The sequence below is a fragment of the Leisingera sp. ANG-M1 genome, from assembly GCF_000813745.1.
Classification (GTDB): domain Bacteria; phylum Pseudomonadota; class Alphaproteobacteria; order Rhodobacterales; family Rhodobacteraceae; genus Leisingera.
On sequence record NZ_JWLC01000004.1, the window covers coordinates 23,956 to 49,066 of the forward strand.

General features: G+C 62.8%; 28 protein-coding genes. 16 read left to right on the top strand and 12 right to left on the bottom strand.

Annotated elements, in window-relative coordinates:
* Window positions 1–42: 42 nt before the first annotated feature.
* The 7 genes from RA19_RS01935 to RA19_RS01965 all read right to left on the bottom strand — a co-directional run bounded on the left by RA19_RS01935 (window position 43) and on the right by RA19_RS01965 (window position 5,052).
* The gene (locus RA19_RS01935) at window positions 43–351 is read right to left on the bottom strand and encodes a chorismate mutase (protein ID WP_039159063.1); all 309 of its coding nucleotides are present in this window, start codon (window positions 349–351) and stop codon (window positions 43–45) included.
* A gap of 41 nt (window positions 352–392) precedes the next feature.
* Window positions 393–995, bottom strand: a complete 603-nt coding sequence (locus RA19_RS01940; protein ID WP_039159065.1) for a GNAT family N-acetyltransferase — start codon at window positions 993–995, stop codon at window positions 393–395.
* Window positions 995–1,513, bottom strand: a complete 519-nt coding sequence (locus RA19_RS01945; RefSeq protein WP_039159067.1) for a GNAT family N-acetyltransferase — start codon at window positions 1,511–1,513, stop codon at window positions 995–997. The genes RA19_RS01940 and RA19_RS01945 overlap by 1 nt, the downstream gene beginning before the upstream one ends.
* A gap of 61 nt (window positions 1,514–1,574) precedes the next feature.
* Window positions 1,575–2,138, bottom strand: a complete 564-nt coding sequence (locus RA19_RS01950) for a GNAT family N-acetyltransferase (RefSeq protein ID WP_039159069.1) — start codon at window positions 2,136–2,138, stop codon at window positions 1,575–1,577.
* Between the two features lie 149 nt (window positions 2,139–2,287).
* Window positions 2,288–2,833, bottom strand: a complete 546-nt coding sequence (locus RA19_RS01955) for a GNAT family N-acetyltransferase (RefSeq protein WP_039159071.1) — start codon at window positions 2,831–2,833, stop codon at window positions 2,288–2,290.
* 3 nt (window positions 2,834–2,836) lie between these two features.
* Window positions 2,837–4,360, bottom strand: a complete 1,524-nt coding sequence (ffh, locus tag RA19_RS01960; protein WP_039159073.1) for a signal recognition particle protein — start codon at window positions 4,358–4,360, stop codon at window positions 2,837–2,839.
* 164 nt (window positions 4,361–4,524) lie between these two features.
* Window positions 4,525–5,052 carry a hypothetical protein gene (locus tag RA19_RS01965; protein WP_039159075.1) on the bottom strand — a complete coding sequence of 176 codons (528 nt, stop codon included), beginning with the start codon at window positions 5,050–5,052 and terminating at the stop codon, window positions 4,525–4,527.
* 277 nt (window positions 5,053–5,329) lie between these two features.
* On the opposite strand from RA19_RS01965, the gene RA19_RS01970 reads away from it, so the two are divergent.
* Together RA19_RS01970 and RA19_RS01975 are read left to right on the top strand one after the other, a co-directional pair.
* Window positions 5,330–7,237 (top strand): elongation factor G, encoded by a 1,908-nt coding sequence (locus RA19_RS01970; RefSeq protein WP_039159077.1) that lies wholly within the window; start codon window positions 5,330–5,332, stop codon window positions 7,235–7,237.
* A 110-nt stretch (window positions 7,238–7,347) separates the two neighbouring features.
* Window positions 7,348–7,875 carry a prolyl-tRNA synthetase associated domain-containing protein gene (locus tag RA19_RS01975; RefSeq protein WP_039159220.1) on the top strand — a complete coding sequence of 176 codons (528 nt, stop codon included), beginning with the start codon at window positions 7,348–7,350 and terminating at the stop codon, window positions 7,873–7,875.
* 63 nt (window positions 7,876–7,938) lie between these two features.
* Here RA19_RS01975 and RA19_RS01980 read toward each other — a convergent pair whose 3' ends face one another.
* Window positions 7,939–8,520 (bottom strand): FMN-dependent NADH-azoreductase, encoded by a 582-nt coding sequence (locus RA19_RS01980; RefSeq protein ID WP_039159079.1) that lies wholly within the window; start codon window positions 8,518–8,520, stop codon window positions 7,939–7,941.
* A 127-nt stretch (window positions 8,521–8,647) separates the two neighbouring features.
* Here RA19_RS01980 and RA19_RS01985 point away from each other — a divergent pair, with 127 nt between their 5' ends.
* Window positions 8,648–9,526, top strand: coding sequence for a LysR family transcriptional regulator (locus RA19_RS01985; RefSeq protein ID WP_039159081.1), 879 nt, complete (start codon window positions 8,648–8,650; stop codon window positions 9,524–9,526).
* The gene (locus RA19_RS01990; RefSeq protein ID WP_241479005.1) at window positions 9,514–10,425 is read left to right on the top strand and encodes a DMT family transporter; all 912 of its coding nucleotides are present in this window, start codon (window positions 9,514–9,516) and stop codon (window positions 10,423–10,425) included. Before RA19_RS01985 ends, RA19_RS01990 begins: the two co-directional genes overlap by 13 nt.
* A gap of 40 nt (window positions 10,426–10,465) precedes the next feature.
* On the opposite strand, the gene RA19_RS01995 is transcribed toward RA19_RS01990, so the two are convergent.
* Together RA19_RS01995 and RA19_RS02000 are read right to left on the bottom strand one after the other, a co-directional pair.
* Window positions 10,466–10,801 carry an ArsR/SmtB family transcription factor gene (locus RA19_RS01995; RefSeq protein WP_039159083.1) on the bottom strand — a complete coding sequence of 112 codons (336 nt, stop codon included), beginning with the start codon at window positions 10,799–10,801 and terminating at the stop codon, window positions 10,466–10,468.
* A gap of 11 nt (window positions 10,802–10,812) precedes the next feature.
* Window positions 10,813–11,226, bottom strand: a complete 414-nt coding sequence (locus RA19_RS02000) for an NUDIX domain-containing protein (RefSeq protein WP_039159085.1) — start codon at window positions 11,224–11,226, stop codon at window positions 10,813–10,815.
* 269 nt (window positions 11,227–11,495) lie between these two features.
* On the opposite strand from RA19_RS02000, the gene RA19_RS02005 reads away from it, so the two are divergent.
* The 8 genes from RA19_RS02005 to RA19_RS26020 all read left to right on the top strand — a co-directional run bounded on the left by RA19_RS02005 (window position 11,496) and on the right by RA19_RS26020 (window position 17,127).
* A complete protein-coding gene (locus RA19_RS02005; protein ID WP_446720256.1) occupies window positions 11,496–11,840 on the top strand; it encodes an AtpZ/AtpI family protein in 345 nt (114 codons plus the stop codon).
* 40 nt (window positions 11,841–11,880) lie between these two features.
* Window positions 11,881–12,681: a F0F1 ATP synthase subunit A gene (locus RA19_RS02010; RefSeq protein WP_039159087.1), complete on the top strand. Its 801-nt coding sequence runs from the start codon at window positions 11,881–11,883 to the stop codon at window positions 12,679–12,681.
* 83 nt (window positions 12,682–12,764) lie between these two features.
* Entirely contained in the window at window positions 12,765–13,001 is a 237-nt protein-coding gene (locus RA19_RS02015; protein WP_008553903.1) for a F0F1 ATP synthase subunit C, read from the top strand.
* Between the two features lie 82 nt (window positions 13,002–13,083).
* Window positions 13,084–13,611 (top strand): F0F1 ATP synthase subunit B', encoded by a 528-nt coding sequence (locus tag RA19_RS02020; protein WP_039159089.1) that lies wholly within the window; start codon window positions 13,084–13,086, stop codon window positions 13,609–13,611.
* 4 nt (window positions 13,612–13,615) lie between these two features.
* Entirely contained in the window at window positions 13,616–14,173 is a 558-nt protein-coding gene (locus tag RA19_RS02025; RefSeq protein ID WP_039159091.1) for a F0F1 ATP synthase subunit B, read from the top strand.
* Between the two features lie 213 nt (window positions 14,174–14,386).
* Window positions 14,387–15,430, top strand: a complete 1,044-nt coding sequence (locus tag RA19_RS02030) for a YjgN family protein (RefSeq protein WP_052261606.1) — start codon at window positions 14,387–14,389, stop codon at window positions 15,428–15,430.
* Complete coding sequence (locus tag RA19_RS02035) at window positions 15,431–16,513, top strand: M48 family metallopeptidase (RefSeq protein ID WP_052261607.1); 1,083 nt, start codon at window positions 15,431–15,433, stop codon at window positions 16,511–16,513.
* A gap of 215 nt (window positions 16,514–16,728) precedes the next feature.
* A complete protein-coding gene (locus tag RA19_RS26020; RefSeq protein WP_082020430.1) occupies window positions 16,729–17,127 on the top strand; it encodes a GFA family protein in 399 nt (132 codons plus the stop codon).
* Between the two features lie 93 nt (window positions 17,128–17,220).
* On the opposite strand, the gene RA19_RS02045 is transcribed toward RA19_RS26020, so the two are convergent.
* Window positions 17,221–17,991, bottom strand: a complete 771-nt coding sequence (locus RA19_RS02045; RefSeq protein WP_039159097.1) for a FadR/GntR family transcriptional regulator — start codon at window positions 17,989–17,991, stop codon at window positions 17,221–17,223.
* A 155-nt stretch (window positions 17,992–18,146) separates the two neighbouring features.
* Here RA19_RS02045 and RA19_RS02050 point away from each other — a divergent pair, with 155 nt between their 5' ends.
* The 4 genes from RA19_RS02050 (at window position 18,147) to RA19_RS02065 (ending at window position 23,924) form a co-directional block, all read left to right on the top strand.
* Entirely contained in the window at window positions 18,147–19,355 is a 1,209-nt protein-coding gene (locus RA19_RS02050) for an aminotransferase-like domain-containing protein (RefSeq protein ID WP_039159099.1), read from the top strand.
* Between the two features lie 164 nt (window positions 19,356–19,519).
* On the top strand, window positions 19,520–22,975 hold the full coding sequence (locus RA19_RS02055; protein WP_039159101.1) for a chromosome segregation SMC family protein: 3,456 nt from the start codon (window positions 19,520–19,522) through the stop codon (window positions 22,973–22,975).
* Window positions 22,976–23,041: 66 nt separating this feature from the next.
* Window positions 23,042–23,509, top strand: a complete 468-nt coding sequence (locus tag RA19_RS02060; protein ID WP_039159103.1) for a YbjN domain-containing protein — start codon at window positions 23,042–23,044, stop codon at window positions 23,507–23,509.
* Window positions 23,510–23,567: 58 nt separating this feature from the next.
* Window positions 23,568–23,924, top strand: coding sequence for a hypothetical protein (locus RA19_RS02065; protein WP_039159109.1), 357 nt, complete (start codon window positions 23,568–23,570; stop codon window positions 23,922–23,924).
* On the opposite strand, the gene RA19_RS02070 is transcribed toward RA19_RS02065, so the two are convergent.
* Entirely contained in the window at window positions 23,921–25,090 is a 1,170-nt protein-coding gene (locus RA19_RS02070) for a lytic murein transglycosylase (protein WP_039159112.1), read from the bottom strand. The genes RA19_RS02065 and RA19_RS02070 overlap by 4 nt on opposite strands.
* Window positions 25,091–25,111 lie beyond the last annotated feature (21 nt).

The following is a 25,111-nucleotide window of genomic DNA, read 5'->3' on the forward strand; positions in this document are numbered from 1 at the left end:
ATGGCGTTTTCCGGGTTCGCCCCGGTTGTCCTGTTGTCGTTGTTATTCTTGGTGTTTCTTGTGGTGGCGGATGACTTCATCGATGATGAAGTTCAAGAAAGCCTTGGCGAATTCAGGATCCAGATCGGCCTGATCCGCCAGGTCTTCGAGCCGTGCGATCTGCGCCGCTTCGCGGGTGGGATCGGACGGGGGAAGGTCGTGTTCGGCCTTGAGCCGGCCTACCGCTTGGGTGTGCTTGAACCGCTCGCCCAGAGTGTAGACGAGGATCGCATCCAGGCGGTCGATGCTTTCGCGGTGGCCCTTCAGCAGCTCGGCTGCGCGGGCGACGGGATCGTGGGGTTCAGTCGTCATCGGGTTCTCCGCAATGCAGCACCAATGTTTCAAAGCGCAAATCAGTCAAGGGCCCAGCCCTCCGGCTTGAACAGCGGGTCTGCGTAATGGCTGATTTCCATTTCAATGCCGTGTGCAATCTGGCTGTCTTTCAATGCGTCCGGCGCCGGGTGGCGGAAGGCAACATCATTGCCGTCAATGGTGGCCGCCTCAGGGTCCTTGCGGGCGCCCAGCCGCTCCGCGAGCCGGATCGAGTCGAGATTCTTCGGGTCGATATAGCTGACCGCGGTCTCCCAGCCCAGATTTGAATAAAAATGTCCGCGTGCGGCGTGCGAAGCCTCCAGGGCATAGCCCTTGCCGGCGGCACCGGGCCAGATGATCCAGGCGATTTCCTGCTCGGGCCAGCCAGCGGGCTGCCAGCCGCCGGCCATGCCGTAGGTCTCGTCGGTGGATTTGTCGTGAATCATCCACATGCCGAAGCCGCGCACCTGCCAATGGTCGATCTCGGCGGCGTAGAGCATCCAGGCCTCATACGTGTTCAGCGGCCCGCCCATGAAACGCGAGCGGTAAGAGCTGAAGGTGGCCTTGAAATCGGGGTAGTCCTGCGCCTCGGGTCCGCGCAGCACTAGGCGTTCGGTTTCGATCACCGGGATGTCGAAGGGCATCAGGCGGCCTCCCCTTGCTGGGGGTGGCGCCAGACCTGGCAGGGGTCGCCAACAACAGTGCCGTCACGCTCGTAGCGGGCGCCGAGGCGTTCCGCCAGCGCCTGCGAGCGGGTGTTGGCAGCGTGGATATAGGAGATTACTCCATCCAGGCCGAAATGCGCAGCGCCATAGGCGCGGGCGGCTTGCGCGGCTTCAAAGGCGATGCTCTTGCCTTCGGCTGCTGCGTAGATGTGCCAGCCAAGCTCCGGCTCATCCCAGCCCTCGTGGTTGAGGAAACCGGTTCGTCCGAGCGGGGTATCGTTTGCCTTGTCCGCAATTGTCCACATGCCAAAGCCGCGGGCCATCCAATGGCCTAGGCTGGTGCAGAACCCGAACCAGGCGTCCTGGCGTTTTTTCGGACCGCCAATGAAGGAGCTGCGTTCGGTCGCCATGAAGGCGGCATGCGCGTCGAAATCCGCCACGCGCGGCGCCCGCAGGATCAGGCGTTCGGTCTCGATCACAGGAACGGCAAAATGCATCAGCGCGCCCCTTCCGGCAGAAGGGCGCGGCCAAGCAGGGATATGTTCCCGCGAAGACGCATCAGTGCAGCAGGCCCCGAGCGGCTTGCGGGCCGGAAACGTGCGGCGGCACGTGGCGCCAGGCGCGGATGTTCGGCGCGGGCTGCAGGCGGAAGGACACAGGTTTCTCGGGCTGCGCGCCGACGCGCCGGGCCAACGCGATGGAGGCATCGTTTTCCTCCGGCACATAGGAGACGATCGATTCCCAGCCTGCCTCGCCAAACAGCCAGCTCAGTACCGCTTGCGCCGCTTCGCTGGCATAGCCTTTGCCCTGGCCGTTTTCCATCAGGTGCCAGGACAGCTCCGGCTCGGGCCAGCCTTTGGGGAACCAGGGGCCGACCAGGCCCACGGTCTGGCCGGTGCTGCGCTCGACAACAGCGAACAGGCCGTAGCCGTGCAGATGCCAGTGGCCAATGATGGTGGCAATCGACCACCACAGCGAATCGGGATCCTCCGCCGCATCGATAAAGCGCGCGGCACCCGGATTCAGGAAGGCGGCATTGGCGTCAAACTCCGGATCTGCCGGAGAAATCAGCATAAGCCGTTTGGAAACAAGCCGCGGATACGGCTTTCGCACGTCAGTCATTGTGTACCCCTCTGCCCGGGCGGAAGGCCGCCCGGCATGAATTTCACCCATCCAAGAAGGGAGTATCGGGGACACTGCGTAATTTTCGGTTAAACGGCAGGCGGCTGCCGCAATTGCGCCGTATTGGTTGCCGCTAATTTGATGGAAGCTCATGCGTAGGCCTCCATTCCGCCAGATGCCAAATCATCGGGGCTCAGGTGGCGCCAGATCTGCACCTCGCCGAACCGGTCGTGGGTGAAGGTGCCGTCGAGCACGGCGCCCATGCGTTTGGCCACAGCGGCAGAAGCATGGTTGTTCGGATCAACCAGGCTGATTGCGGTGGTCCACCCCAAGGTTTCATAGGCATAGCTGCGCGCAGCAATGGCTGCCTCGGTGGCATAGCCTTTGCTGCCAAAACCCTCGAACAGGTCCCAGCCGATTTCCGGCTCGGGCCAGCCGTGCGGATTCCACAACCCGATGATTCCCGCGGTTTTTCCGGAGGACTTCTCTTCGACTGTCCAGCGGCCGTAGCCGAGCATCTGCCAGTGGCCGATCTCCAGCGCCAGGTGGCGCCAGACTTTTTCGGCATCCATCTGCCCGCCCACGAAAGTTGCGCGTTCGGAAGCATAGAACGCGCACAGCGCCTCGAAATCCGCCAGCGCTGGGGCGCGGAGGATCAGGCGATCGGTTTCGAGGGTGGGGATGGAGACGGTCATGGCTTATTTCTTCTTGCCGAATCCGCTGAGGCCTGCGGGCAGGCCCATGCCGCCGCCGAGGCCGGGGAGGCCGCCGGGCAGGCCGCCTTTGCCGCCCATTGCCTTGGCTGCGGCTTCCAGTGCCTTGGGGTCCATTTGCGAGGGATCCATGCCTTCCATGCCGGGCATGCCGCCGCCTTTGCCGAACATGCCTTTCATGGCCTGTTTCAGCATCTTGCCTTTGCCCATCTTGCCCATCTTCTTCATCACATCGGCCATTTGCCGGTGCATTTTCAGAAGCTTGTTGAGGTCGGAAACCTCCATGCCGGAGCCGGCCGCGATGCGTTTTTTGCGGGAGGCCTGCAGCAGCGCGGGGTTGGCGCGTTCCTTCTTGGTCATCGACTGGATCATGGCGATCTGGCGCTTCAGCACCTTGTCGTCCATGCCGGCGTCCTGCACCTGTTTGGCCATTTTGCCCATGCCGGGCATCATTTGCATCATGCCCTCCATGCCGCCCATCTGGAGCATCTGTTCAAGCTGCATCTTCAGGTCATTCATATTGAAATGACCCTTCATCATGCGCTTCATCATCTTCTCGGCCTGTTCGGCCTCGATGGTTTCCTGCGCCTTTTCGACCAGCGCGACGATGTCGCCCATGCCGAGGATGCGGCCGGCGATCCGGTCAGCCTCGAAGGTCTCCAGCGCGTCCATCTTCTCGCCCAGGCCGACAAAGCGGATCGGCTTGCCGGTGACGGCGCGCATCGACAGGGCAGCGCCGCCGCGGCCGTCGCCGTCCATCCGGGTCAGCACCACGCCGGAGATGCCGATCTTGGCGTCGAATTCTTCTGCAACTTCAACGGCAACCTGGCCGGTCAGGCCATCGACCACCAGCAGGGTCTCGCGCGGAGAGACCACGTTGCGGACGTCCTCGACCTCCTGCATCAGCACTTCGTCGATGTGCAGGCGGCCGGCGGTATCCAGCATGTAGACGTCATAGCCGCCCAGGGTCGCCTGCTGCTTGGCGCGTTTGGCGATGTCGACGGGTTTCTGGCCGGGCACGATCGGCAGGGTGTCGACGCCGATCTGGGTGCCGAGCACCGCCAGCTGGTCCATCGCCGCCGGGCGGTAGACATCGAGCGAGGCCATCAGGACCTTCTTGCCCTCTTTCTCTTTCAACCGCTTGGCGAGCTTACCGGTGGTGGTGGTCTTACCGGAGCCTTGCAGGCCGACCATCAGGACGGGGGCGGGCGGGTTGTCGACCTTGAGCTTGCCGGGGTCTTCGTCGCCGCGCAGCACGTCGACCAACGCGTCATGGACGATCTTCACGACCTGCTGGCCCGGGGTCACCGATTTGGTGACGGCCTGGCCGGTAGCCTGGTCCTGCACCTTCTTGATGAAGTCGCGGGCAACCGGCAGCGAGACGTCGGCTTCCAGCAGCGCCACGCGAACCTCGCGCAGGGCGGATTTGACGTCCTCTTCGTTCAGGGCGCCTTGTTTGGTCAGCCGGTCAAAGACGCCGGAAAGGCGTTCGGATAAATTTTCAAACATGCCTGCGGCCTCCTGATGCCGGTTACGTTGTGTGGCGCCCCCGTATGTAGGGGACATGCGGTCCATGCGCAAATGCCCCCACGGGCGTACAACGCTGGTGGGGGGCGATCCCTGGCACGGACAGGGACCGGAAGACTCACTGCTTCCGGATGTTTGGGCAGGCGTTACGCGGAATGACCCTGAGAGTCAACCGTTTCAGGAGTGTCGGCAGGCAGCCAAGCATTGATCGCGTCAGCCAGCCGCTGCGGCCCGCGGCCATTGGTGAAGGCTTGCACCACAGGGTGGCAGCCGGCGCTCATGCCGCCGTCCAGCACCAGTACTGGGCGGTAAAGTGTGCGCGTGCGACCTTCCCGGCGGCTAGGGGTAGTCTCCACCTCTGCATGGGACAGGTCGGCGAGACGGTGCTCTGTCTCGCTGTAGCCGAAGACCGACTGGCGGCGGATCACGATGCGGCCGCCAGGGCGGTCGAAGATCACCTGCACACGGCGCACGAACAGGCAGAAGGCTAAAGCCCCCATGCCGCCACCCACCAGGGTAAAGATGAGGCCGGGCCAGATCAGGTCGCCGCCCTGGCTGAGCATACCCAGCCCGGCACCTGCAAAGGTGAGGATGAAAAAGACAAGCATGATCCCGATGAGCCATGGCGTGTCGGCGAGGATCAGCTGCTCAGGTGTGCTGCGCGTGATCTTCATGGGGCCAGCATAACGGGCCGCGGAAGCCCGGTGAGGGGAAACTGGCGGTTTTGACGTCAAATATGAACAGGTAGTGGCGCAACTAAGCCGTCTGCACGCTTGACTCAAAGGGGGTGGCTTGGGCAGCATCGGGACTCTGGCCCCTTGCCGTCCACTCACCGGCCGGGCCGCTTGGAAGAGCATCCGAGGCAGATCTTCAGCACAGGCAAATCACGCGAACCTCAGTGTCCGCGCACCTCTCCGGGCAGCCGTATCAGCCATGGGAGGATCTGAGAACATGCGCGTTTTCACTATTCTGGGACCGTCGCAGTCCGGCAAATCTACGCTGGCCACGGCGCTGGCCAACCTGGACAGCGCTGCGGGCAAGCGGCAGGAGGTTGCAGGCGTCGCCGCTTTGCAGCCTTTTTCATTCATGGGCGAGGACTGGGCTGCGATCGACATCGCGGGCGGTGCCGACAATCTTTCGCAGGCGGGCCCGGCGCTGGCTGCCAGCGATGCTGCCGTTCTCTGCGTTCCGGCCGACGCCGGCGCTGCGGTGCTGAGCGCGCCGTATCTGCGCAAGCTGGAGGAGGCGGGCATCCCCGCCTTTATTTTTGTCAACCGCATGGACCAGGCCACGGACCGGGTTGCCGAGATCGTCGCCGCGCTTCAGGCCTATTGCAGCCACAACATCATTCTGAGGCAGGTGCCGATCCGCGAGGGCGGCCAGGTGGTGGGTGCTGTGGATCTGATTTCTGAGCGCGCTTGGCAGTATCAGGAGGGCAAGCCTTCGGCGCTGATCGAGCTGCCGGTGGCGATGTATGCCCGCGAGCAGGAGGCGCGGACCGAGTTGCTGGAGGCGCTGGCGGATTTTGACGACGCGCTGCTGGAAGAGCTGATCGAGGATCAGCAGGTGATGGCCGAGGAGGTCTATGAAGTGGCCACCAAGGTGCTGCAGCACAACGACCTGATTCCCGCGCTGATGGGCTCGGGCGAGCACAAGAACGGTATTTTGCGGCTGATGAAGTCGCTGCGCCACGAGGCGCCGGACGTGGGTGTCGCGCTGGAGCGGCTGAGCCAGGACGGCGAGGTGGTTGCCGTTGGCTGCATGGCGGATCTGGTCAAGCATCTGGGCAAAACGGTGCTGGTGCGGGCGATGGGTGACGTCATCGGCAACGGTGCGCCTGTGGCTGGTGCCGCGCTCGGCTCTCTGAGCGGTGTGGCTGGCGGCTCCAATGGCCATCTGGATGCCGGCGATGTAGGCCAGGCAGTGAAATCGGACCATCTGAACCTGGGCTATGCCTATGGGCCGGACGGCGCGGCGCCATTGCCGGATTGGGCGCAGCCGCGGCCATCTACGTTCCGGCGGGTGATCACTCCGGTGCATGAGCGGGACGATGCGCGGCTGTCGGGCGCTTTGGAGAGGCTGGCGGAGATCGACCCGGCACTCGATGTGGGCCAGGACGAGGCCAGCGGCCATGCACTGCTCAGTTTGCAGGGGCCGCTGCATATGCGGCGGATCAAGCACACCCTAAAGGAGGAGTTTGGGGTCGAGGTCGAAGAGGAAATAGTCCCTCCGGCCCTGCGCGAGACCATCAACAAAAGCGTGCAGATCCATCACCGCCACCGCAAGCAGTCCGGCGGCGCAGGCCAGTTTGCCGATGTTGTGATCGAGGTGAAACCCTTGCCGCGCGGCAGCGGCTTTGTGTTCGAGGAGACGGTGAAGGGCGGTGCAGTGCCCAAGAACTATATCCCCTCGGTCGAGGCCGGCGCGAAAGAGGCGCTGGCGCAGGGGCTCAATGGCCATCCGGTGGTGGATGTCTGCGTGACGCTGAAGGATGGCAAGCATCATTCGGTGGACAGTTCCGATTATGCCTTCCGAACGGCAGGCAAGAATGCGGTGCGCGAGGCAATGGCTGAAGCCGGTGCCACGCTGCTGCAGCCGATCATGCGGGTGCAGATCCATGTGCCGTCGGTGTTCACTGGCGGGCTGGTGCCGGTGGTCAGCGGTATGAAAGGGCAGATCCTGGGGTTCGAGGCCGAAGACGGCGTGGCCGGCTGGGATGTGTTCGAGACGCTCTTGCCGATGTCGGCGCAGGATGAGCTGTGCAACACGCTGGCCAGCCACACCCGCGGCACCGGCTGGTTCAGCACCGGTTTCGATCACTATGAAGAAGCCCGGCGGGCCGATTTCGCCGGGGCCTGAGACGTCGTGTGACGCAAAACGATCTGCAAGGGGCGCCCGGCCCCTTGCATTTCCCTGCAGTTCCGCGCGATCTGCTTCAAAACTCGGAAAACGGTTTGCGGAGCAAGATTATGGACGCCTCATCTGCTTTTCAGGACAGCCTGCCTGTCTCTTCGGACGCGCTGCTGGCGCAGCTGGATGATTGGGGCATCCCTTATGTCCTGCACACCCATGTGCCGTTGCGTACGGTAGAGGACTCCAAGGCTGTTGAGGATCAGTTCCTGGTGCCGGGCGAGAACGCGCTGCGGACCAAGAACCTTTATCTGCGGGACAAGAAGAAGCGGAACTACCTGGTGACGCTGCAGCAGGACCGGGAGATCGACCTGAAGGCGCTGGGCGCGGAACTGGGCATCGGCAACCTGTCGTTCGGTTCGGCAGACCGTCTGCTGGAGAACCTCGGCATCCGTCCCGGTGCGGTCAGCCCGCTGGCGATGTTCCACGGCGTAGAGAAGAGTGTCATCTTTTTCATGGATGCCGCCGCGCAGGAAGCTGATGTGATCTATATGCACCCGCTGGTCAATGACCGCACGGTGGCGATGAAACGGGCCGATGTGATGGCTTTCTTTGAGAAGACCGGTGTCGAGGTGAACTGGGTCTGAGCTGCTGAGCCAGGAAGCAGGGCCGGATCAGGCACCGGCCCTTCTAAGTAGTTAAAACCGGGATCAGGCGGCCAGAGCTTCGATCTGACCCTTCGCCTTGGCGAGGGCCCCGTCGGCATCAATCGACATGGCGTCAGCGGCGACGATCTCGACATCGGTGATGCCGATGAAGCCCAGGACATGGCGCAGGTAAGTGGTGGCAAAGTCCATATCGGACCCCGCTTGGGTACCGCCGGAAGCCATTGCGATAATAGCGCGCTTGCCTTCCAGCAGGCCGATCGGGCCGGCTTCAGAATACTGGAAGGTGAGGCCGACGCGGGCCACCAGGTCGATCCAGGCTTTCAGGGTGGAAGGGACCGAGAAGTTGTAGACCGGCGCGCCGATTACGATGGTATCGGCCTGCTTCAGCTCTTCCACCAGTGAGTCGGAGAGCGCCAGCAGCTGCTTTTGCGCATCGCTGCGCTGATCAGCCGGGGTGAAGTTGGCGCCGACCCAGGCGCCGTCCAGGAGCGGCAGCGGCGCGGCGAGGTCGCGGCGGGTCACATTTGCCGCGCTAAGGCGGGACACAATCTGTGCCGAGAGATCCCGGGTGACGGAGCCTTCGGTGCGGGCGGAGGAGTCGATATGGAGAACGGTGCTGGTCATTGTCTTGTTCCTGTGCATTGTTGCTGGGAGGAAACTGGGGTATTGCATTTTCGAACACAATGCCGCCATGGTCACATGAATTGTGCGCCAGCGCGCATATCGTATTGGAAATACCTGGGAGGCTGCGATGGAAAACTGGGATGAGGTCCGCACTGCCTATCAGGTGGCGCGCATGGGCACTGTCAGCGGCGCCGCCGAAGTGCTGGGCGTGCACCATGCCACGGTGATCCGCCATATCGATGCCATCGAGGCGCGGCTGGGAGTGAAGCTATTCCAGCGCCACGCCCGCGGCTATACCCCGACCGAAGCGGGGCAGGACCTGTTGCGGGTGGCGCAAGCGACGGATGATCAGTTCAGCCAGCTGGTCGGACGCCTGAAGGGGCAGGGGGATGATGTCTCGGGCGAACTGGTTGTGACCTCGCTGGCGTCTTTTGCGCCGATGATGGTGCCTGCGCTGAAAGAGTTTCAGGATATGCACCCCGGTCTGATCATCCGCTACCTGACCGGTGACAGGCTGTTCCGGCTGGAATACGGCGAAGCGCATGTAGCGATCCGCGCGGGCAACGCGCCGGACCAGCCCGACAATGTGGTGCAGCCGTTCATGAAGCAGCAGGTCGGGCTTTACGCCTCCAAGGCTTATGTGGAGCGATACGGCGCGCTCAAAGGGGTCGAGGATTTCCCAAATCACCGCTTCATCGGCCATGACGACGAGACCAGCCGGGCGCCGTTTTCGCGCTGGCTGCGGGAGCAGGCGCCGAAGGAGGCGATTTCCTTCCGCTGTACCAACGGTTTCACTATGCAGGAAGCGGTGCGCTGCGGAGCCGGGATCGGTTTCATGGCCGCCTGGGAAGCGCGGCAGCAGCCGGATTTGGTCGAGATGATGGCGCCGCTGCCGGAATGGGAGGGCACGCTGTGGCTGGTCACCCATGTTGACTTGCACCGGACCACCAAGGTGCAGGCTTTCTTGACCTTCCTGAAAGCGCAGGTCAAGGAATGGCAGCTGTGAGCGAGGCGCTGCGCGGCCATTTGGCGATGCTGGCCTTTTCGGCCCTGGTGGCGGGGTCGTTTTCGCTGGGTGTGATGGTGGCCAATGAGATTGCACCGGCTGCGCTGAATGCGGCGCGGTTTCTGATAGCGGCGGTTGTCATCGGTTCGGCGGTGCTGGCCGCACGCGGTCTGCGCCGTGAGGATTATCGGGCACCCTGGCGCTTTGTCGTCCTTGGGGGGCTGTTTGCGGGCTACTTCGTGCTGATGTTCTACGGGCTGCAGACGGCGGATCCGGTGAGTGCGTCAGCTGTTTTCACCCTGGTTCCGGTGATGAGCGCTGCCTTCGGCTGGCTGCTTCTGCGGCAGATCACCTCCGGCTGGATGGCGCTGGCGCTGGCCATTGGGGCGGCGGGTGCGGTCTGGGTGATCGTCCGGGGGGATTTCGGAACCCTCCTGGCCTTTGAAATCGGCAAGGGAGAGATCATTTATTTCTGGGGCTGCGTGCTGCATGCCATCTATACGCCGATGGTGCGCAAGCTGAACCGCGGCGAGCCGGCGCTGCCTTTCACCTTTGGCATGCTGATTGCCGGCGCTGCCGTGCTGTTCGTGTTTGGCTGGAGCGATATCATCGCGACCGATTGGATTGCATTGCCGCTGATCGTCTGGATCGGGCTGTTCTATCTGGCCGTCTGTGCCAGTTCCGCAACATTTGTGCTGCTGCAATATGCAACGCTGCGGCTGCCTTCGGCCAAGGTGATGGCCTACACCTATCTGACCCCCAGCTGGGTGATCCTGTGGGAAATCGCCCTGGGCCGCGGCGCGCCGCCAGGCATGGTGCTGATCGGCGTTGCGATGTCGGTGATAGCGCTGGGCATGCTGCTGGAAGGCGGTGCCAAGCCAGTGCGCGCCAAGGCTTGAGGCGGCCGCGGACCCCGGCACGTGTTCTGCCGCCTTAGGCCTAACGGGTGTCTGCCTCGCCGAGCTCCGTTTCCAGGAAGCGCTCGAAGGCATCCAGGTTCACCGGCTCGAACTGGCCAAAGCCCTGCATCCAGACAGATGCTGCGCGCATTGCATCAGGCTGCAGCTTGCACCATTTCACCCGGCCGCGTTTTTCCTGGGCAATGAGGCCTGCGCGGGTCAGGATCGCCAGATGTTTGGAAATCGCCGCCAGCGACATCTCAAACGGCTCCGCCACATCGGTTACCGCCATGTCATCTTCCAGAAGCATGGTCAGGATCGCGCGGCGGGTCGGATCGGCCAGGGCGGCAAAGACGGTATCGAGTTCGCTGGACATCGCCGCGCAGATTAGGCTCCCGCTCCGGTAAAGGAAAGCCGGGAGAACAGATCCGCATACTCCGGCAGTGCCAGATCAGGCAGCGCTGCGGCTTCGGCGAAGGGGAACCACTGCAGATCGCTGTGCTCGTGGTTGCAGATTGCTGGCGTGCCCTGCCAGTCCTCAACCAGATAGTAGTGGTAAAGCGGCGGTGCGGCTGGATCGAGATGCCTGTCGGCTAGGGATTCAAAGAATTGCGGCCTAAGCGGAGTGATGCCGATCTCCTCACCCAGCTCGCGGGTCAGCGCGGCCTCAAAGCTTTCGCCGGCCTCCACCTTGCCGCCGACCACATCCCATTTGCTCGGGTAGGTCTTGCGGTAGGGCGCGCGGCGGCCCAGCAGCAGGCGGCCCTCTTTGAGTATCAAGGCGCAAGCGTAATCGGTCATCCCAGTCTCCGGTTGGGCATCTCCACCGGGCCATAAGCCCGCAGGACGGAAAGGGGCGCAAGCCGGGAAATCGTAAAATCAACCTTTCGGTTGAATATGGATTCCGCCGTGCTTTGGCGCTAACAGGTCCGCGGCAGATGGGCGCGCTGCCTCTGGCTTGTAAATTAAACGAGTTATTTCAATTGATTACATGGAATATGAATCTTCAATCCTTGTAATTGACTCTAACGCCCCGGGGCCTTAGCAACCGCATAGAAATTCGCGTGAGGATGGCGCCCGTGACCGATGACGACCAAAAGCAGCGCATGGCGCAGCTGGAGGAGCGTCTGGCGGCGGCGCGTAAGGCCCAGGAGCCCAAGCCGCGCGCGGATGAGCACTATTCATTGGCCAACCAGGCCTGGCGGATGGTGATCGAATTGGTGGCCGGTCTCGGGATCGGCTTTGGCATCGGATACGGGCTGGACCATCTATTTGGAACCCTGCCCATCTTCATGGTGCTGTTTATTTTGCTGGGCCTGGCGGCAGGGGTGAAGACGATGCTTCGCACCGCGCAAGAGATCCAGGAACAGAAACTGGCCGATGAGGCCGACAAAAATGCGCAAGACCGGGACTGATCCGACGGGATCGGGTACCGGCGACAGGAGAAGCGGACCGATGGGCAAAATTTTCTTTTACGTAGCGCTGGCACTGGTGCTGGTATCCGGCCTGGTCTTTGCACCGGAGAAAGCCGAGCTGGCGATCCACCCGATGGACCAGTTCCGGGTGAGCGCGCTGTTTGGCGATAACATCTCCTGGTACACCCCGACCAATGTAACACTGTGGATGGCGCTGGCCGTTGCCGCCGTGTTCGCCCTGCTGGTCCTGGGCTCCTCGCGCCGCGCCATCGTGCCGGGCCGCGCCCAGTCGGTTGCGGAACTGGCCTATGGCTTCATCTACAAGATGGTTGAAGACGTGGCCGGCAAGGACGGCGTCAAGTTCTTCCCCTACATCATGACCCTGTTCATGTTCATCGTGATGGCCAACTTCCTGGGCCTGATCCCGATGTCCTTCACCACCACTTCGCACATCGCCGTGACCGCGATCCTGGCGGCGCTGGTGTTCGTGACCGTGACCGTGGTTGGCTTCGTCAAGAACGGCGTTGGCTTCCTGGGCCTGTTCTGGGTGTCGAGCGCGCCGCTGCCGCTCCGCCCGATCCTGGCCATCATCGAACTGATTTCCTACTTCGTGCGCCCTGTCAGCCACTCCATCCGTCTTGCCGGTAACGTGATGGCCGGCCACGCGGTTCTGAAAGTGTTCGCAGGCTTTGCAGGAGCCTTGGGCCTGTTCAGCTTCCTGCCGATCTTCGCGATCACCGCTGTCTACGCTCTCGAAGTCCTGGTGGCCTTCATTCAGGCCTACGTCTTCACCATCCTGACCTGCGTGTATCTTAAGGATGCGCTGCACCCGAGCCACTAAGGCCAGGATCTGAAAGTTACCGGGTGAGCCGTGCGGTTCACCCAGACCCTAAATCACCACATTCCATCGTAAGGAGAAAACACATGGAAGGCGATATCGCACAACTCGGTCAGTTCGTTGGCGCAGGCCTGGCAGCAATCGGTTCCGGCGCAGCCGCAATCGGTGTGGGCCACGTTGCCGGCAACTTCCTGGCAGGCGCTCTGCGCAACCCGTCGGCAGCTGCCGGCCAGACCGCTACCCTCTTCATCGGCATCGCCTTTGCAGAAGCCCTGGGCATCTTCTCGTTCCTGGTCGCTCTGCTGCTGATGTTTGCTGTCTAAGACCCAACGGAATTAATCCTTACGGCCGGGCGGCGCAGACCCTGTGCTGCCCGGTGTAACGGCAAGTTCCTGGGAGGACGACATGGCATCAAATACGCAAGAGGCAGCGCAAGGCGGCGGCTCCGCTATGCCGCAGCTGGACTTCTCGACCTTCGGGAACCAGATCTTCTGGCTCGTGGTCGCCCTGGTCGTGATCTACCTCATCCTGTCGCGTGTCGCGCTGCCCCGCATTGCTGCGGTGCTGGCCGAGCGCCAAGGGACCATCACCAACGACCTCGCCGCGGCTGAAGACCTGAAAGCCAAGGCTGTCGAGGCCGAAAACGCATATAACAAGGCTCTGGCGGATGCCCGCGCCGAGGCTCAGCGCATCGCTGCTGAGACCCGCGCAGAAATCCAGGCCGGGCTGGACGAGGCGATTGCCAAGGCAGACGAACAGATTTCTGCCAAAGCGGCCGAGTCGGAAAAGGCTATCGCCGAAATCAAGGCTGGCGCGCTGGAAAGCGTAAAGGCTGTTGCCAACGACACCGCCGCGGAACTGGTGACCGCGCTGGGCGGTTCGGCCGACGCAGATGCGGTTGCCGCGGCAGTTGCAGACCAGACGAAAGGATAAGGACATGCGCAACGTACTGGCCCTTTCCCTGGCACTGGTTTCCGGCACCCCTGCCTTTGCAGCCGGTGGCGGTTTCTCGATGGCCAACACCGATTTCGTCGTCTGGCTCGCCTTCCTGCTGTTCATTGGCATCCTGCTGCTGGTCAAAGTGCCCAGCCTGCTGGGCGGCCAGCTGGACAACCGTGCCGAAGGCATCCAGAAGGAACTGGACGAAGCCCGCGCGCTGCGTGAAGAGGCCCAGACTGTTCTGGCGTCCTACGAGCGCAAGCAGCAGGAAGTTCAGGCCCAGGCCGATCAGATCGTGGCTGCTGCCCGTGACGAAGCTGCCCGTGCAGCCGAACAGGCAAAAGCGGATCTGGAAACCTCCATCGCCCGCCGTCTGGCGGCTGCCGAAGAGCAGATCGCCTCGGCGGAAGCTTCGGCTGTGAAGGAAGTGCGCGACCAGGCGATCACCATCGCTGTTGCCGCAGCGGACCAGGTGATCTCGAAGCAGATGACCGCGTCCGATGCCAACAAGCTGATCGACGCCGCCATCGCGGATGTGGACGCCAAGCTGCACTAAGCTTTAGCGGATACTGCTGAAATCAAAGAACCCGGCCCCAGCGGCCGGGTTTTTTTGTTTTGGGCCCGGGGTGCAGACCTGCCTGGCAGCGGTTTGAGATCTGGCCGCAGAGGTGGAGGTAGGGAATAACTGACTTTACTGCAAGTTGAGTTGCGGTCATCGGAGCGCAATGCTTTGCCATCTTTCAACTATCATTTTTCAAGCGAGGATTTAATGGAGAAGTCTGCAACCGGTTTTGAATTCAGGGGCAATGCCAAGGAATGGTTCGGCATCTGGATCGTCAACCTGCTGCTCAGCATTCTGACCCTGGGCATTTATTCGGCCTGGGCCAAGGTGCGCAGGAATAAATACTTCTACAACAACACTTATATTGAAGGGCGCAATTTTGACTACCACGCCACCGGCGGCCAGATCCTGATTGGCCGGCTGATTGTCGTTGGCGCGTATATCGTCCTCAATGTCATCATCGGCCTGTTTCCAATGTCGGCCGTGGTTGTGCTGCCTTTGCTGATCGTAGCCATTCCCTGGCTGATTGTGCGCGCGATGATGTTCAATGCCAGAATGTCGAGCTTTTCGAACGTGCGGTTCAATTTCACCGGCGGTGCCGGCAGTGCCTTTGTGGTCTTCCTCATCTACCCCATTCTGACCGCACTGACGCTTTACACGACCTTCCCGATGCTGGAGCGCGCGATTAAGCGGTTTTCAATCAACAACCACAAACTGGGCACAGCCCCGTTTGTGCTGGATGCGCCGCTGAAGCCGTTTTACACGGCGCTGTTTGCAGCGCTTGCCTGGTTCCTTGCCGTGGGTGCGGTTCTGTTCGTGTTCGCGCAGGATTCGGTCTTCCAGGTGATGACGAACCAAAACCCCGATCCGGAAGAAGTGCTGATCTGGATTGCTGGGTTCTATGGCGTCTTCTTCATTGGCGTTCTGCCGGCTGCGGTGCTCTATCAGGCGCTGGTCCGCAATGCGGTCTACAACCATACGGTCCTGGCCGGCGGGCACCGGTTCCGTTCGAATGTCAGTGCCAGGGCGCTTCTGTGGATCGCAGTGACCAACTTGCTGGCGGTCGCGCTGACCTTGGGCCTGATGCTGCCCTGGGCGCAGGTGCGCCTGGCACGCTACCTGGCGGGGCACACAGGCGTGGCCCTGGGCGGCTCGCTGGATGAGTTTGTCGGAACCCAGCAAACCAAGACCTCCGCTTTGGGGGATGCCTATGCGGATATCGAAGGCATCGATGTCGGGCTGCCGGTCTAAATGGCAGCCGGCTGCAGACTAAACACCGCAGTGGAGGGGCGTGCCTACGCGCCCCTCTCGTCACGGATTTATGCCGCCCGTCTGGCGTGCCGTTGCAGTGCCGCGCCGGAGGAGACCGGGCTGCTGGCAGGCTGCCAAGCAGAAGTTCTCGATTCCGAAGGCAGGGTCCTGGCTGCCGCAGCTTTGACCGAACTCCGCATTGATGCGCGGCTTGGACGCCAGCCGCGGCGGCTGGAGTTTCCCGACGGCACTGTGTTTGAAACCGAAGACCACGCAGCCATCGAAGCTCTGACCGGACCTGTGCGCGGCTCCTGGCTGCATTCCATGGAGCAATTCCGACCGCGGCTGATCGCGGTAGCGGCGGCGGCTCTGGCAGGGATCTGGCTGGTCTGGCGCTATGGACTGGATATGCTGGTTGCAGCGGCGGTTATGATCACGCCCGCGGTGGCGGTGCAGCAAATTGACAGCGGCATGGTGCAGACCATCGACTATGCCTTGGCGGAGCCGACCGGGCTCAGCAAGCAGGAGCAGGCGCGTGTCACGGAAGTGTTCGAAACACTGCTGGCCCATGCAGGGGAGCCTCCCAAAGGCGCCGGTTTCCAGCTGCTGTTCCGGGACATGCCTGGGATGGGCCCCAATGCCCTGGCGCTGCCAGGCGGCACGGTGGTGATGACGGATGCCTTTGTTGAGCAGTTCCCGGACGAGGACGTTCTGGCTGGCGTTCTGGGCCACGAGATCGGCCATGTAGCCGAGCAGCACGGGCTGAAACAGCTTTACCGCTCGATCGGGCTGTATGTGGTGGTGGCCTTTCTGGCAGGCGAGACCGGCCCGCTGATGGAAGACGTGCTGCTGGAGGGCAATGTTCTTTTGTCGCTGCGCTACGGCCGCGGGCACGAGGCCTCGGCGGATTCATATGGCGTCCGCCTGGCAGACCGGGCGGGTTATGACCCTGAGGGGCTGAAGAGGTTCTTCGCCGAGGTCCAGGGCCAAGCGGGCGAGCCGCCGGAGTGGCTGTCCTCGCACCCGAACCACGCAACGCGCCTGGAGGCGATTGACGGCCACATCCGGGCGCTGGGACGCTAAAATATGGGCGGTGGCCGTACCGGGCGGTCAAGCAGTTCCGGCGGCCGCACCCGCCTTGCCGCAGCAGGATCAAGGCGAAGCTGAAAACCAAACCCGGCCTCACCGGCTGCCTCTCGTCTGTATGGCCGGGGCAGCGCCGGACTTGATCTTGTTTACCTTCGGATGTTCCTGTAATGTTCTTCCTTGATTAATGGCAAGCAAGGGGGATCAAGACGATGATTAAAGGAAGCTGTTGCTGTGAAGCGGTGAAATTTGAACTGCTGTCAGTACCGTCAACGATGGGAACCTGCCATTGCTCCCGCTGCCGCAAAGCTGGGGCCAGTGCCATCGTCTTTGTCAAAAAGGGCGACTTAAAATGGGTGCAAGGGAAAGAACACGTTAAGCTGTACCAGCCTGAGGCCCCTTACAAATATGGCAGGTGCTTTTGCGCACTTTGCGGCACTTCTCTTGGCGAGATCCTCTCGGATGAGGACAGTTTTCCGGTATCCGCAAACGCATTGGATACCGATTGCGGCCTGAAAAACCAGTTCCATGAGTTCGTTTGCGAAATCCCGTCCTGGTATAAGATCTGCGATGATGCTCCTCAGTCTGACGGGCATCCCGAGCAGGTCTGAAAGCTTGCCCTGGCTTACAAGGGGCTCTCAATAAGGATGACAGGCGAAGACGCTCATCCTGCGCAGGGTGGGCACTTTGCCCGCCGTCTGCTGTCACCCCTTACCTGTCTCATGCTGCAGCCGCTGCCGAGCCACTTCAGCATTTCGCTCGGCGCGCTGGTGGTCGGTGAGGGCCTGCTTGACGTAGTCCAGATGGGTTTCCACCGCTGACCGGGCGGCTTTCGGGTCACGGGCCTGCAGGGCGGCGTTGATGGCGCGGTGCTGTTCCAGGATCGCCTCGTAGGATGTGTGCTGCTGGAACATGATCTTGCGGTTGTAGAAGACGCCCTCTCGCAGGAGATCGAACATCGAGCGCATCATATGCAGCATGATCACGTTGTGGCTGGCATCCATGATAGCAGAGTGGAACTGGGCATCGAGCTGAGCGGCTTCCTCGGATTCAGCCGGATTACCGGCCGCTTCCATCTTGTCAAAGATTGCCTGGATCACCTGCAGGTCATAGTCCGAGCCAAAGCGGGCAGCGCGTTCGGCGGCCAGCCCCTCCATGTCGCGGCGGAAGGAGAGATAGTCGAACACCGCCTCGTCATGAGTGGCAAAGAGCTGGATCAGCGACGGCGAAAAGGCGGACCCCAAGACATCCGCCACAAACACGCCGGAGCCCGCTTTGGAAGCCAAAAGACCGCGGTCCTGCAACTCGCCGATGGCCTCTCGCAGGGACGGGCGTGAAACGCCCAGGCGCTCCGCCAGTTCGCGCTCGGATGGCAGGCGTTCGCCCGGTGTCAGGATGCCGCGCAGGATCAGCTGCTCGATCTGTTTGATAACGGAGGCAGAGAGTTTCTCGGGCTGGACTTTCTGGAACGGCATGCGCGGGCTCGTGGAAATTGGTCAAATCATATGACCACGCTTGAGCAGACGCCGCAAGGCGGGGTGTTCACGAAGGCTGTAACAATAGGTCAGTATTGTTGACATTAATTTGCGTGCCCGTACCGTGACGCTAGATCATGAGCGGGGAGAGAGCCATGCAGTTAGACCAGATTTTTGCCACCCGGAACGCGCGGATGAAGGCGTCGGAAATCCGCGAACTGCTGAAACTGCTCGACCAGCCTGACATCATCTCCTTTGCCGGCGGTATCCCGGACCCGGCGCTGTTCCCGGCGGATGATTTTGCCGAGGCGTTCAAGAATGCGTTGACCCCGGAACAGCAGGCGCTGGCGCTGCAGTATTCGATCAGCGAGGGCTACCTGCCGCTGCGTGAATGGATCGTGGGCGAGATGGCGAAAATCGGCATCGCTTGCGATGCGGACAACGTGCTGATCACTTCCGGCTCGCAGCAGGCGCTGGATTACCTGGGCAAGCTGTTCCTGACGCCCGGCGATACCGCACTGGTGGGCTGGCCGACCTATCTGGGCGCGCTGGCGGCGTTCAACGCCTATGAGCCGCGCTATGACCGGCTGGCCCTGAAGACCAACCGTCTGCCCGAAAGCTATGCCGAGGCTGCGGCGGAGGCGGGCAGCAGGGTGAAATTCGCCTATCTCTCGCCGGATTTCGCCAATCCGACCGGCGAAACCCTGGACCGGGCCGGGCGGTTGCGGCTGCTGGAGCTGGCAGAGACGCTGGATTGCGCTGTGATCGAAGACGCCGCCTATCAGTCGCTGCGTTACGATGGCGAGCCAGTGCCGCCGGTGCTGGCGCTGGAACTGCAGCAGAAAGGCTCGATCGAGGACTGCCGCACCATCTATTGCGGCTCGTTCAGCAAAACCTTGTCACCGGGGCTGCGGCTGGGTTGGGCGGTGGCGGCCAAGCCGGTGATCTCGCAGATGGTGCTGCTGAAGCAGGCGGCGGACCTGCATACGTCGACGATCAACCAGATGGCGGTGCATAGCGTGGCTGAGGCCTGTTTCGACGAGCATGTCGAACAGTTGCACGCGGTATACCAGCGCCGCCGCGATGTGATGCTGGCGGCCCTGGACGAGCACATGCCGGAGGGCGTGGAATGGACCCGGCCCGAGGGCGGTATGTTTGTCTGGATGACCTTGCCGGAGGGCGCGGACGGCGCCGCCTTGCTGGCCCGGTCTCTGGAGACGGAAAGGGTGGCCTTTGTCCCCGGGCAGGCGTTTTTTGCCGATGGCAGCGGCGCCAATACGATCCGGCTGAGCTTCTCCAATTCCAACCATGCGGCGATTGAGGAAGGCATTGCCCGGCTGGGACGGCTGTTGCGGTCCGTCTGAGGGCTGAAGCCTGCATCTGGGCAAAACACCGCCGGATCCTGCGGGTTATCCACAAGATATGGTGGCGATTGAGGCGACTTCGCCCCGATTTGGGGGTGCGAAGCGTTGACACAACGGGTAGGAACCGCTGAACTTTCTCGATACGGAATCACGAAGGGGCAGCTTTGCGGTTTTCCAAGCTTAGGCTGAACGGCTTCAAAAGCTTTGTTGATCCCACCGAACTGGTCATTGCCGATGGGCTGACAGGGGTCGTGGGTCCAAACGGTTGCGGCAAATCCAATCTTCTCGAGGCCCTGCGCTGGGTGATGGGCGAGACCCGCGCCAAGGCGATGCGCGGCGGCGGCATGGAGGATGTGATCTTTGCGGGCACGTCTTCGCGGCCCGCGCGCAATTTTGCCGAAGTCAGTCTCAACATCGACAACTCGGAACGGCTGGCACCCTCGGGCTTCAATGAGGCGGATGCGCTGGAGATCGTGCGCCGCATTACCCGCGATGTGGGCAGCGCCTATAAGTCCAACGGCAAGGACGTGCGGGCGCGCGACGTGCAGATGCTGTTTGCCGATGCCTCCACCGGCGCGCATTCGCCTGCACTGGTGCGGCAGGGTCAGATTGCCGAGCTGATCAACGCCAAGCCCAAGGCGCGGCGGCGCATTCTGGAAGAGGCGGCGGGGATCTCCGGCCTCTATCAGCGGCGCCACGAAGCGGAGCTGAAGCTGAAGAACACCGAGGCCAACCTGCTACGCGTCGATGACGTGATCGAGCAGCTGGCGGCACAGCTGGCGCAGCTGGCCAAGCAGGCGCGGCAGGCGCAGCGCTACCGCGAGATCGGCGAGAAGCTGCGGCTGGCCGAAGGTATGCTGCTATATCGCCGCTGGCGTGAGGCGGATGAGGCGCGGCTGGCCTCCGAGGATGAGCTGCGGGTGCGGGTCGAGCAAGCCGCCAAGGCTGAGGCGCTGGTGCGTGCCGCAGCGGCGCAGCGCGGCACCTTTGAGGAAAAACTGCCGCCGCTGCGCGAGGAAGAGGCCATTGCCGCGGCCATTCTGCAGCGGCTGGTGGTGCAGCGGGATTCGCTGGGCGATCAGGAGGCGCAGGCGCGCCAGACCATTGAACGGCTCAGCAACCGGATTGTGCAGCTCGGCAACGACATCGAACGCGAGGCGGGCCTGAACAAGGACGCGGGCGAAACCATCGAACGGCTGGAGTGGGAGCAGCGCGAGCTGTCCAAGGCCGGCGACGGCCACGACGGCAAGCTGGCCGAGGCTGCAGAATTGGCACGCGACGCGGGTTCGATCCTGCAGGCGCGCGAGGATCATCTGGCGCAGGTGACCGAGGATGTGGCACGTCTTGCCGCACGCCACCAGTCGGCCCGCCGTGCGGTTGAGGATTGCCAGCGCGCGCTTGGCCGCTCGGAAGGCGAGGCGGAAAAAGCCCGCGGTGCCCAGGCCGAAGCCCAGGAAGCGCTGGAACTGGCCGCCGGGAAATTCGAGACGGCGGTGACAGCTGAGGAAGAAGCCCGCGAGGCTTCTGAATTGGCCGAAGAGGCGCTGGCTGCCGCTGATGAGGCCCGCACAGAAACCCAGGCCCGCGAAGCGGAGGCGCGCTCGCAGCGCTCGGAAGCTGAGGGCGAGCTGGGCGCGTTGCGTGCCGAGGTGACCGCATTGGCCAAGCTGGTGGAGCGTGACACCGCTGAGGGCGGCCAGATCCTGGATGAGCTGAGCGTGGCGCCGGGCTATGAGAAGGCCTTGGGCGCAGCGCTGGCCGATGATCTGCGTGCACCTTTGGCGGAGAAAGACGGGCCGACCGGCTGGGTGGCCCTGTCCGGCTATGACCGCGATGCGCCATTGCCGGACGGGGTGCAGCCACTGGCGCTGTTTGTCTCCGGCCCCGAAGCTCTGTCGCGCCGGGTGGCGCAGATCGGGCTAGTGGATGGCGACGCGGCAGCCGGCCTGCAGGCGCAGCTGCGCCCGGGCCAGCGGCTGGTAACGGTAGAGGGCGACCTGTGGCGCTGGGACGGCTACCGCGCCTGGGCCGAAGACGCGCCAAGCGCGGCAGCGCTGCGGCTGGAGCAGCTCAACAAGCTGGAAGCGCTGAAGCAGGAGATGGAGCGCGTCAGCGCCAAGGCCGACGGCGCCCGCGCCGCGCATGAGATGCTGCTGCGCAAGCTGGAAGAGGTTACGCTGGCCGACCAGAACGCCCGCCAGGCGCGCCGGGTGGCGGATCAGCGCGTGGCGGACGCGGCCCGTGCTCTCAGCCGCGCGGAAGCCGACCGCAATCTGGCCGAGGCCAAGCTGGAAACCTTGGGCATTGCCGTCTCCCGCCATGCGGAAGACGCGCTGAACGCCAGCCTGCAGCTGAAAGAGGCCGAGAAGGCGCTGGGGGATCTGGGCGACCTGGATCAGGCGCGGACAGCGGTCGAGGACATCAAACAGGCGGTTGAGGCGGCGCGGATCACCATGCTGACGCACCGCTCCAGCCATGACGAGCTGCGCCGCGAGGGCGAGGCCCGCACCAAGCGCGCGCAGGAAGTGACCAAGGAGCTCTCGGGCTGGCGCCACCGTCTGGAAAGCGCCGAAGCACGGATCGAGGAACTGGCCGAACGCCGCGAGGCCTCGCAGGAGGAGCTGGAAGAGGCCAATGCAGTTCCGGCGGAGATTGCCGAAAAGCGGGAAGAACTGAACGAGGCGATCTCGGAAGCCGAAGCCCGCAAATCCGCCGCCACCGAGGCGCTGATCGCAGCGGAAGCTGAACTACGTGAGGCCGTCCACAAGGAGCGCGAATGCGAGCGGCTGGCCTCGGAAGCGCGCGAGGCGCGGGCCCGTTCCGAGGCGCGCAGCGATGCCGCCAAGGATGCGGTGGCGCAGGCTGCCGGGCGGATCATTGAGGCGCAGCAGATCACGCCGCAGGCTTTGCTGGAAAAGCTCGGCGTGTCGCCGGACGAGATGCCGCCATCGGACGACCTGGAGCACGACGTGGACCGCTACAAGCGTCAGCGCGATGCCTTGGGCGCGGTCAACCTGCGGGCCGAAGAAGACGCCCGCGGGGTGCAGAATGAACACGACACGCTGGTTGCCGAGAAGCTGGATCTGGAAGGCGCTGTGAAAACTCTGCGCGATGGCATTGCCAGCCTCAACCGCGAGGGCCGTGAGCGGCTGCTGACCGCGTTTGAACAGGTGAACAACAGCTTTGCCATGCTGTTCACCCATCTGTTCGGCGGCGGCGAGGCCAATCTGGTGATGGTCGAAAGCGACGACCCGCTGGATGCGGGGCTTGAGATCATGTGCCAGCCGCCAGGCAAGAAACTGTCGACCCTTTCGCTGCTTTCGGGCGGTGAGCAGACGCTGACCGCGATGGCGCTGATCTTCGCGGTGTTCCTGTCGAACCCGGCGCCGATCTGTGTGCTGGACGAGGTCGACGCGCCGTTGGATGATGCCAATGTGACCCGCTTCTGCGACCTGCTGGACGAGATGTGCCGCCAGACCGACACCCGCTTCCTGATCATCACCCACCACGCGGTGACGATGGCGCGGATGGACCGGCTGTTCGGCGTCACCATGCAGGAAAAAGGTGTCAGCCAGCTGGTTTCGGTTGACCTGAAGAAGGCAGAGGCGATGGTAGCTTAAAGGCAGGCGGCGCCGGGGGGATCGGTGCCGGTGCCTGGCAAAGTGATAATTTTGGTGGAGTGACAAATGAATAAGCTGAAAGCAATTGCCGCCGCCGCGGCGCTGGTGATGCCGGTGGCCGCCGCGGCCCAGAATGTGGTTGCCAAGACTGGCGACAGCGTTGCCAATTTCTTCAAGGATGAAGGTGCCCAGGTTGAGGTGACCACCGACAGCGTCGGCGATCCGAACCTCAAGGTCGAATACTACGGCAACGATTTCTCGGTCTACTATTACGGCTGCGACAACAACACCAACTGCGACGCAATTCAGTTCTTCTCGGGCTATCAGACCGATGGCGGCGTACGTATCTCCAAGATCAACGAGTGGAACCGTGAGAACCGCTTTGCCCGCGGCTATATCTCCGAAGAAGGCTCCGCCAGGATCGAGATGGACGTGTTCCTCGGCAAAGAGGGCATGAACCCGGATGATTTTGCTCAGGCCGTGGGTTTCTGGACTCGGCGGATGACCGAATTTGAAGAATTCATCGGCTGGTAAACCCCGCTGTCACCGGAACGTGACAGCAGGCTGAAAGATCAGCCGTTATGGTTGGGGCATGAAACGGATCATGCCCCTTTTTCTTTGCCTGGCGGCCGGAGCCGCAGCAGCAGGCAGCTGGACGCTGCGCCCAGGCGACACCCCCTTTGTACAGGCAGAACTGGAAGCGCTTCCGGGCCAATCCTTCCGCTTTTATGACGGCGGTGAGTCGCTCTACGGCCGGGATGGTGTCTATTCCTACACTTATTCGGCTGAGAACGGCGGCGGCACCGCCTGGGGCACCTACCGGATTGCAGGCGACGGCAGCATCTGCGTGGATTTTGCGAACGGGTTTGCCCGCTGCGACCTTTACGTCCGCAACGGCAGCCGGGTGATCCTGATTACCGAAAAGGGCGAGCGGTTCCCGGTGCGTTAAAGCCGCTGCAGCAGCGCAGGGGTCGGCCAGGCGTCGGCGGGCAGGCCGAGGCGGGCTTGCTCCTTTTGCACTGCGATCCTGGTGCGTGCGCCAAGGATGCCGTCGACCTTACCCACGTTGTGGCCCAGAGCCTGCAGTTTTTGCTGCAGCTGCTTCATTTGAGTGCTGGAGAGGCCGCTTTCGGGCTTGCCTGCGTCATATACTTCAGCACCTTGCAGGCGGTTGGCGAAATAGGCTGCCGTCAGCACATAGGTAAAGCTCTGGTTCCACTCAAAGTAGACGTCGAAATTCGGGTAGGCGAGGAAGGCCGGCCCCTTGTGCCCCTGCGGCAGCAGCAGCGAAGCGCGCATGGACTTGTCAGGCAGTCCGCCATCGCGGGCGGCAACACCCAGGTCTCGCCACTGCGCAACGGATTTCTTGCGGGCGGTGCCGGTCAGCGACAGATCCAGCCCCTCAGGGATGGTGACTTCCTGCAGCCAGGGCTGGCCAGGCTGCCAGCCCAGATGCGACAGCATCCGGGCGCCGGACATCAGCGCGTCGGGGGCTGAGGTTTTCAGGCTGACTTTGCCGTCGCCATCGGCATCGACGCCGTGTTCCAGAATGTCGCCGGGCAGCATCTGCACCATGCCGATCTCGCCCGCCCAGGCGCCGGTGGTGCGCTTGGGGTCGAAGTTGCCCTGGCTGAACAGCTCCAGCGCCGAGAACACCTGCGGGCGGAACAGCTCGGGGCGGCGGCAGTCATGGGCCAGGGTGACCAGCGCGTCGCGGGTGTTGAAATCGCCCTGGTAGCCGCCGTAATCGGTCTCGAACGCCCAAAACGCCAGGAGCACTCCGCGGTCGATGCCATAGGTGCTTTCGATCCGTTTGAAGGTGGCGTCGTGTTTCTGCGCCATCTGGCGTCCGCGCTTCAGCCGGTTTTGCGAGATCAGCCGGCGGGAGAACTCGATGAAAGGCTTCTGGAACACACCCTGGCCGCGATCGGCCTTGAGCACGCTGTTGTCCTGGCGGGTGCCCGCAAAGAACGCGTTGACCGTGGCAGTGTCGTAGCCGGCCTGAACCGCCTCATCTTTCATCAGCTTGACGAAATTCTGAAAACCGCCGCCGCATTGGGCTGCTGCCGCCGCAGGCAGCAATCCAGCTGCGAGGACGAAGGGCAATAGGCGCATGGTTCTGGCGCTCCTTGGTTT

Bases quoted from the DNA above. Each gene is read 5' to 3' on its own strand.
- RA19_RS01935 (WP_039159063.1), bottom strand. From the start codon at position 351: ATGACGACTGAACCCCACGATCCCGTCGCCCGCGCAGCCGAGCTGCTG.
- RA19_RS01940 (WP_039159065.1), bottom strand. From the start codon at position 995: ATGCCCTTCGACATCCCGGTGATCGAAACCGAACGCCTAGTGCTGCGC.
- RA19_RS01945 (WP_039159067.1), bottom strand. From the start codon at position 1,513: ATGCATTTTGCCGTTCCTGTGATCGAGACCGAACGCCTGATCCTGCGG.
- RA19_RS01950 (WP_039159069.1), bottom strand. From the start codon at position 2,138: ATGACTGACGTGCGAAAGCCGTATCCGCGGCTTGTTTCCAAACGGCTT.
- RA19_RS01955 (WP_039159071.1), bottom strand. From the start codon at position 2,833: ATGACCGTCTCCATCCCCACCCTCGAAACCGATCGCCTGATCCTCCGC.
- ffh (WP_039159073.1), bottom strand. From the start codon at position 4,360: ATGTTTGAAAATTTATCCGAACGCCTTTCCGGCGTCTTTGACCGGCTG.
- RA19_RS01965 (WP_039159075.1), bottom strand. From the start codon at position 5,052: ATGAAGATCACGCGCAGCACACCTGAGCAGCTGATCCTCGCCGACACG.
- RA19_RS01970 (WP_039159077.1), top strand. From the start codon at position 5,330: ATGCGCGTTTTCACTATTCTGGGACCGTCGCAGTCCGGCAAATCTACG.
- RA19_RS01975 (WP_039159220.1), top strand. From the start codon at position 7,348: ATGGACGCCTCATCTGCTTTTCAGGACAGCCTGCCTGTCTCTTCGGAC.
- RA19_RS01980 (WP_039159079.1), bottom strand. From the start codon at position 8,520: ATGACCAGCACCGTTCTCCATATCGACTCCTCCGCCCGCACCGAAGGC.
- RA19_RS01985 (WP_039159081.1), top strand. From the start codon at position 8,648: ATGGAAAACTGGGATGAGGTCCGCACTGCCTATCAGGTGGCGCGCATG.
- RA19_RS01990 (WP_241479005.1), top strand. From the start codon at position 9,514: ATGGCAGCTGTGAGCGAGGCGCTGCGCGGCCATTTGGCGATGCTGGCC.
- RA19_RS01995 (WP_039159083.1), bottom strand. From the start codon at position 10,801: ATGTCCAGCGAACTCGATACCGTCTTTGCCGCCCTGGCCGATCCGACC.
- RA19_RS02000 (WP_039159085.1), bottom strand. From the start codon at position 11,226: ATGACCGATTACGCTTGCGCCTTGATACTCAAAGAGGGCCGCCTGCTG.
- RA19_RS02005 (WP_446720256.1), top strand. From the start codon at position 11,496: ATGGCGCCCGTGACCGATGACGACCAAAAGCAGCGCATGGCGCAGCTG.
- RA19_RS02010 (WP_039159087.1), top strand. From the start codon at position 11,881: ATGGGCAAAATTTTCTTTTACGTAGCGCTGGCACTGGTGCTGGTATCC.
- RA19_RS02015 (WP_008553903.1), top strand. From the start codon at position 12,765: ATGGAAGGCGATATCGCACAACTCGGTCAGTTCGTTGGCGCAGGCCTG.
- RA19_RS02020 (WP_039159089.1), top strand. From the start codon at position 13,084: ATGGCATCAAATACGCAAGAGGCAGCGCAAGGCGGCGGCTCCGCTATG.
- RA19_RS02025 (WP_039159091.1), top strand. From the start codon at position 13,616: ATGCGCAACGTACTGGCCCTTTCCCTGGCACTGGTTTCCGGCACCCCT.
- RA19_RS02030 (WP_052261606.1), top strand. From the start codon at position 14,387: ATGGAGAAGTCTGCAACCGGTTTTGAATTCAGGGGCAATGCCAAGGAA.
- RA19_RS02035 (WP_052261607.1), top strand. From the start codon at position 15,431: ATGGCAGCCGGCTGCAGACTAAACACCGCAGTGGAGGGGCGTGCCTAC.
- RA19_RS26020 (WP_082020430.1), top strand. From the start codon at position 16,729: ATGATTAAAGGAAGCTGTTGCTGTGAAGCGGTGAAATTTGAACTGCTG.
- RA19_RS02045 (WP_039159097.1), bottom strand. From the start codon at position 17,991: ATGCCGTTCCAGAAAGTCCAGCCCGAGAAACTCTCTGCCTCCGTTATC.
- RA19_RS02050 (WP_039159099.1), top strand. From the start codon at position 18,147: ATGCAGTTAGACCAGATTTTTGCCACCCGGAACGCGCGGATGAAGGCG.
- RA19_RS02060 (WP_039159103.1), top strand. From the start codon at position 23,042: ATGAATAAGCTGAAAGCAATTGCCGCCGCCGCGGCGCTGGTGATGCCG.
- RA19_RS02065 (WP_039159109.1), top strand. From the start codon at position 23,568: ATGAAACGGATCATGCCCCTTTTTCTTTGCCTGGCGGCCGGAGCCGCA.
- RA19_RS02070 (WP_039159112.1), bottom strand. From the start codon at position 25,090: ATGCGCCTATTGCCCTTCGTCCTCGCAGCTGGATTGCTGCCTGCGGCG.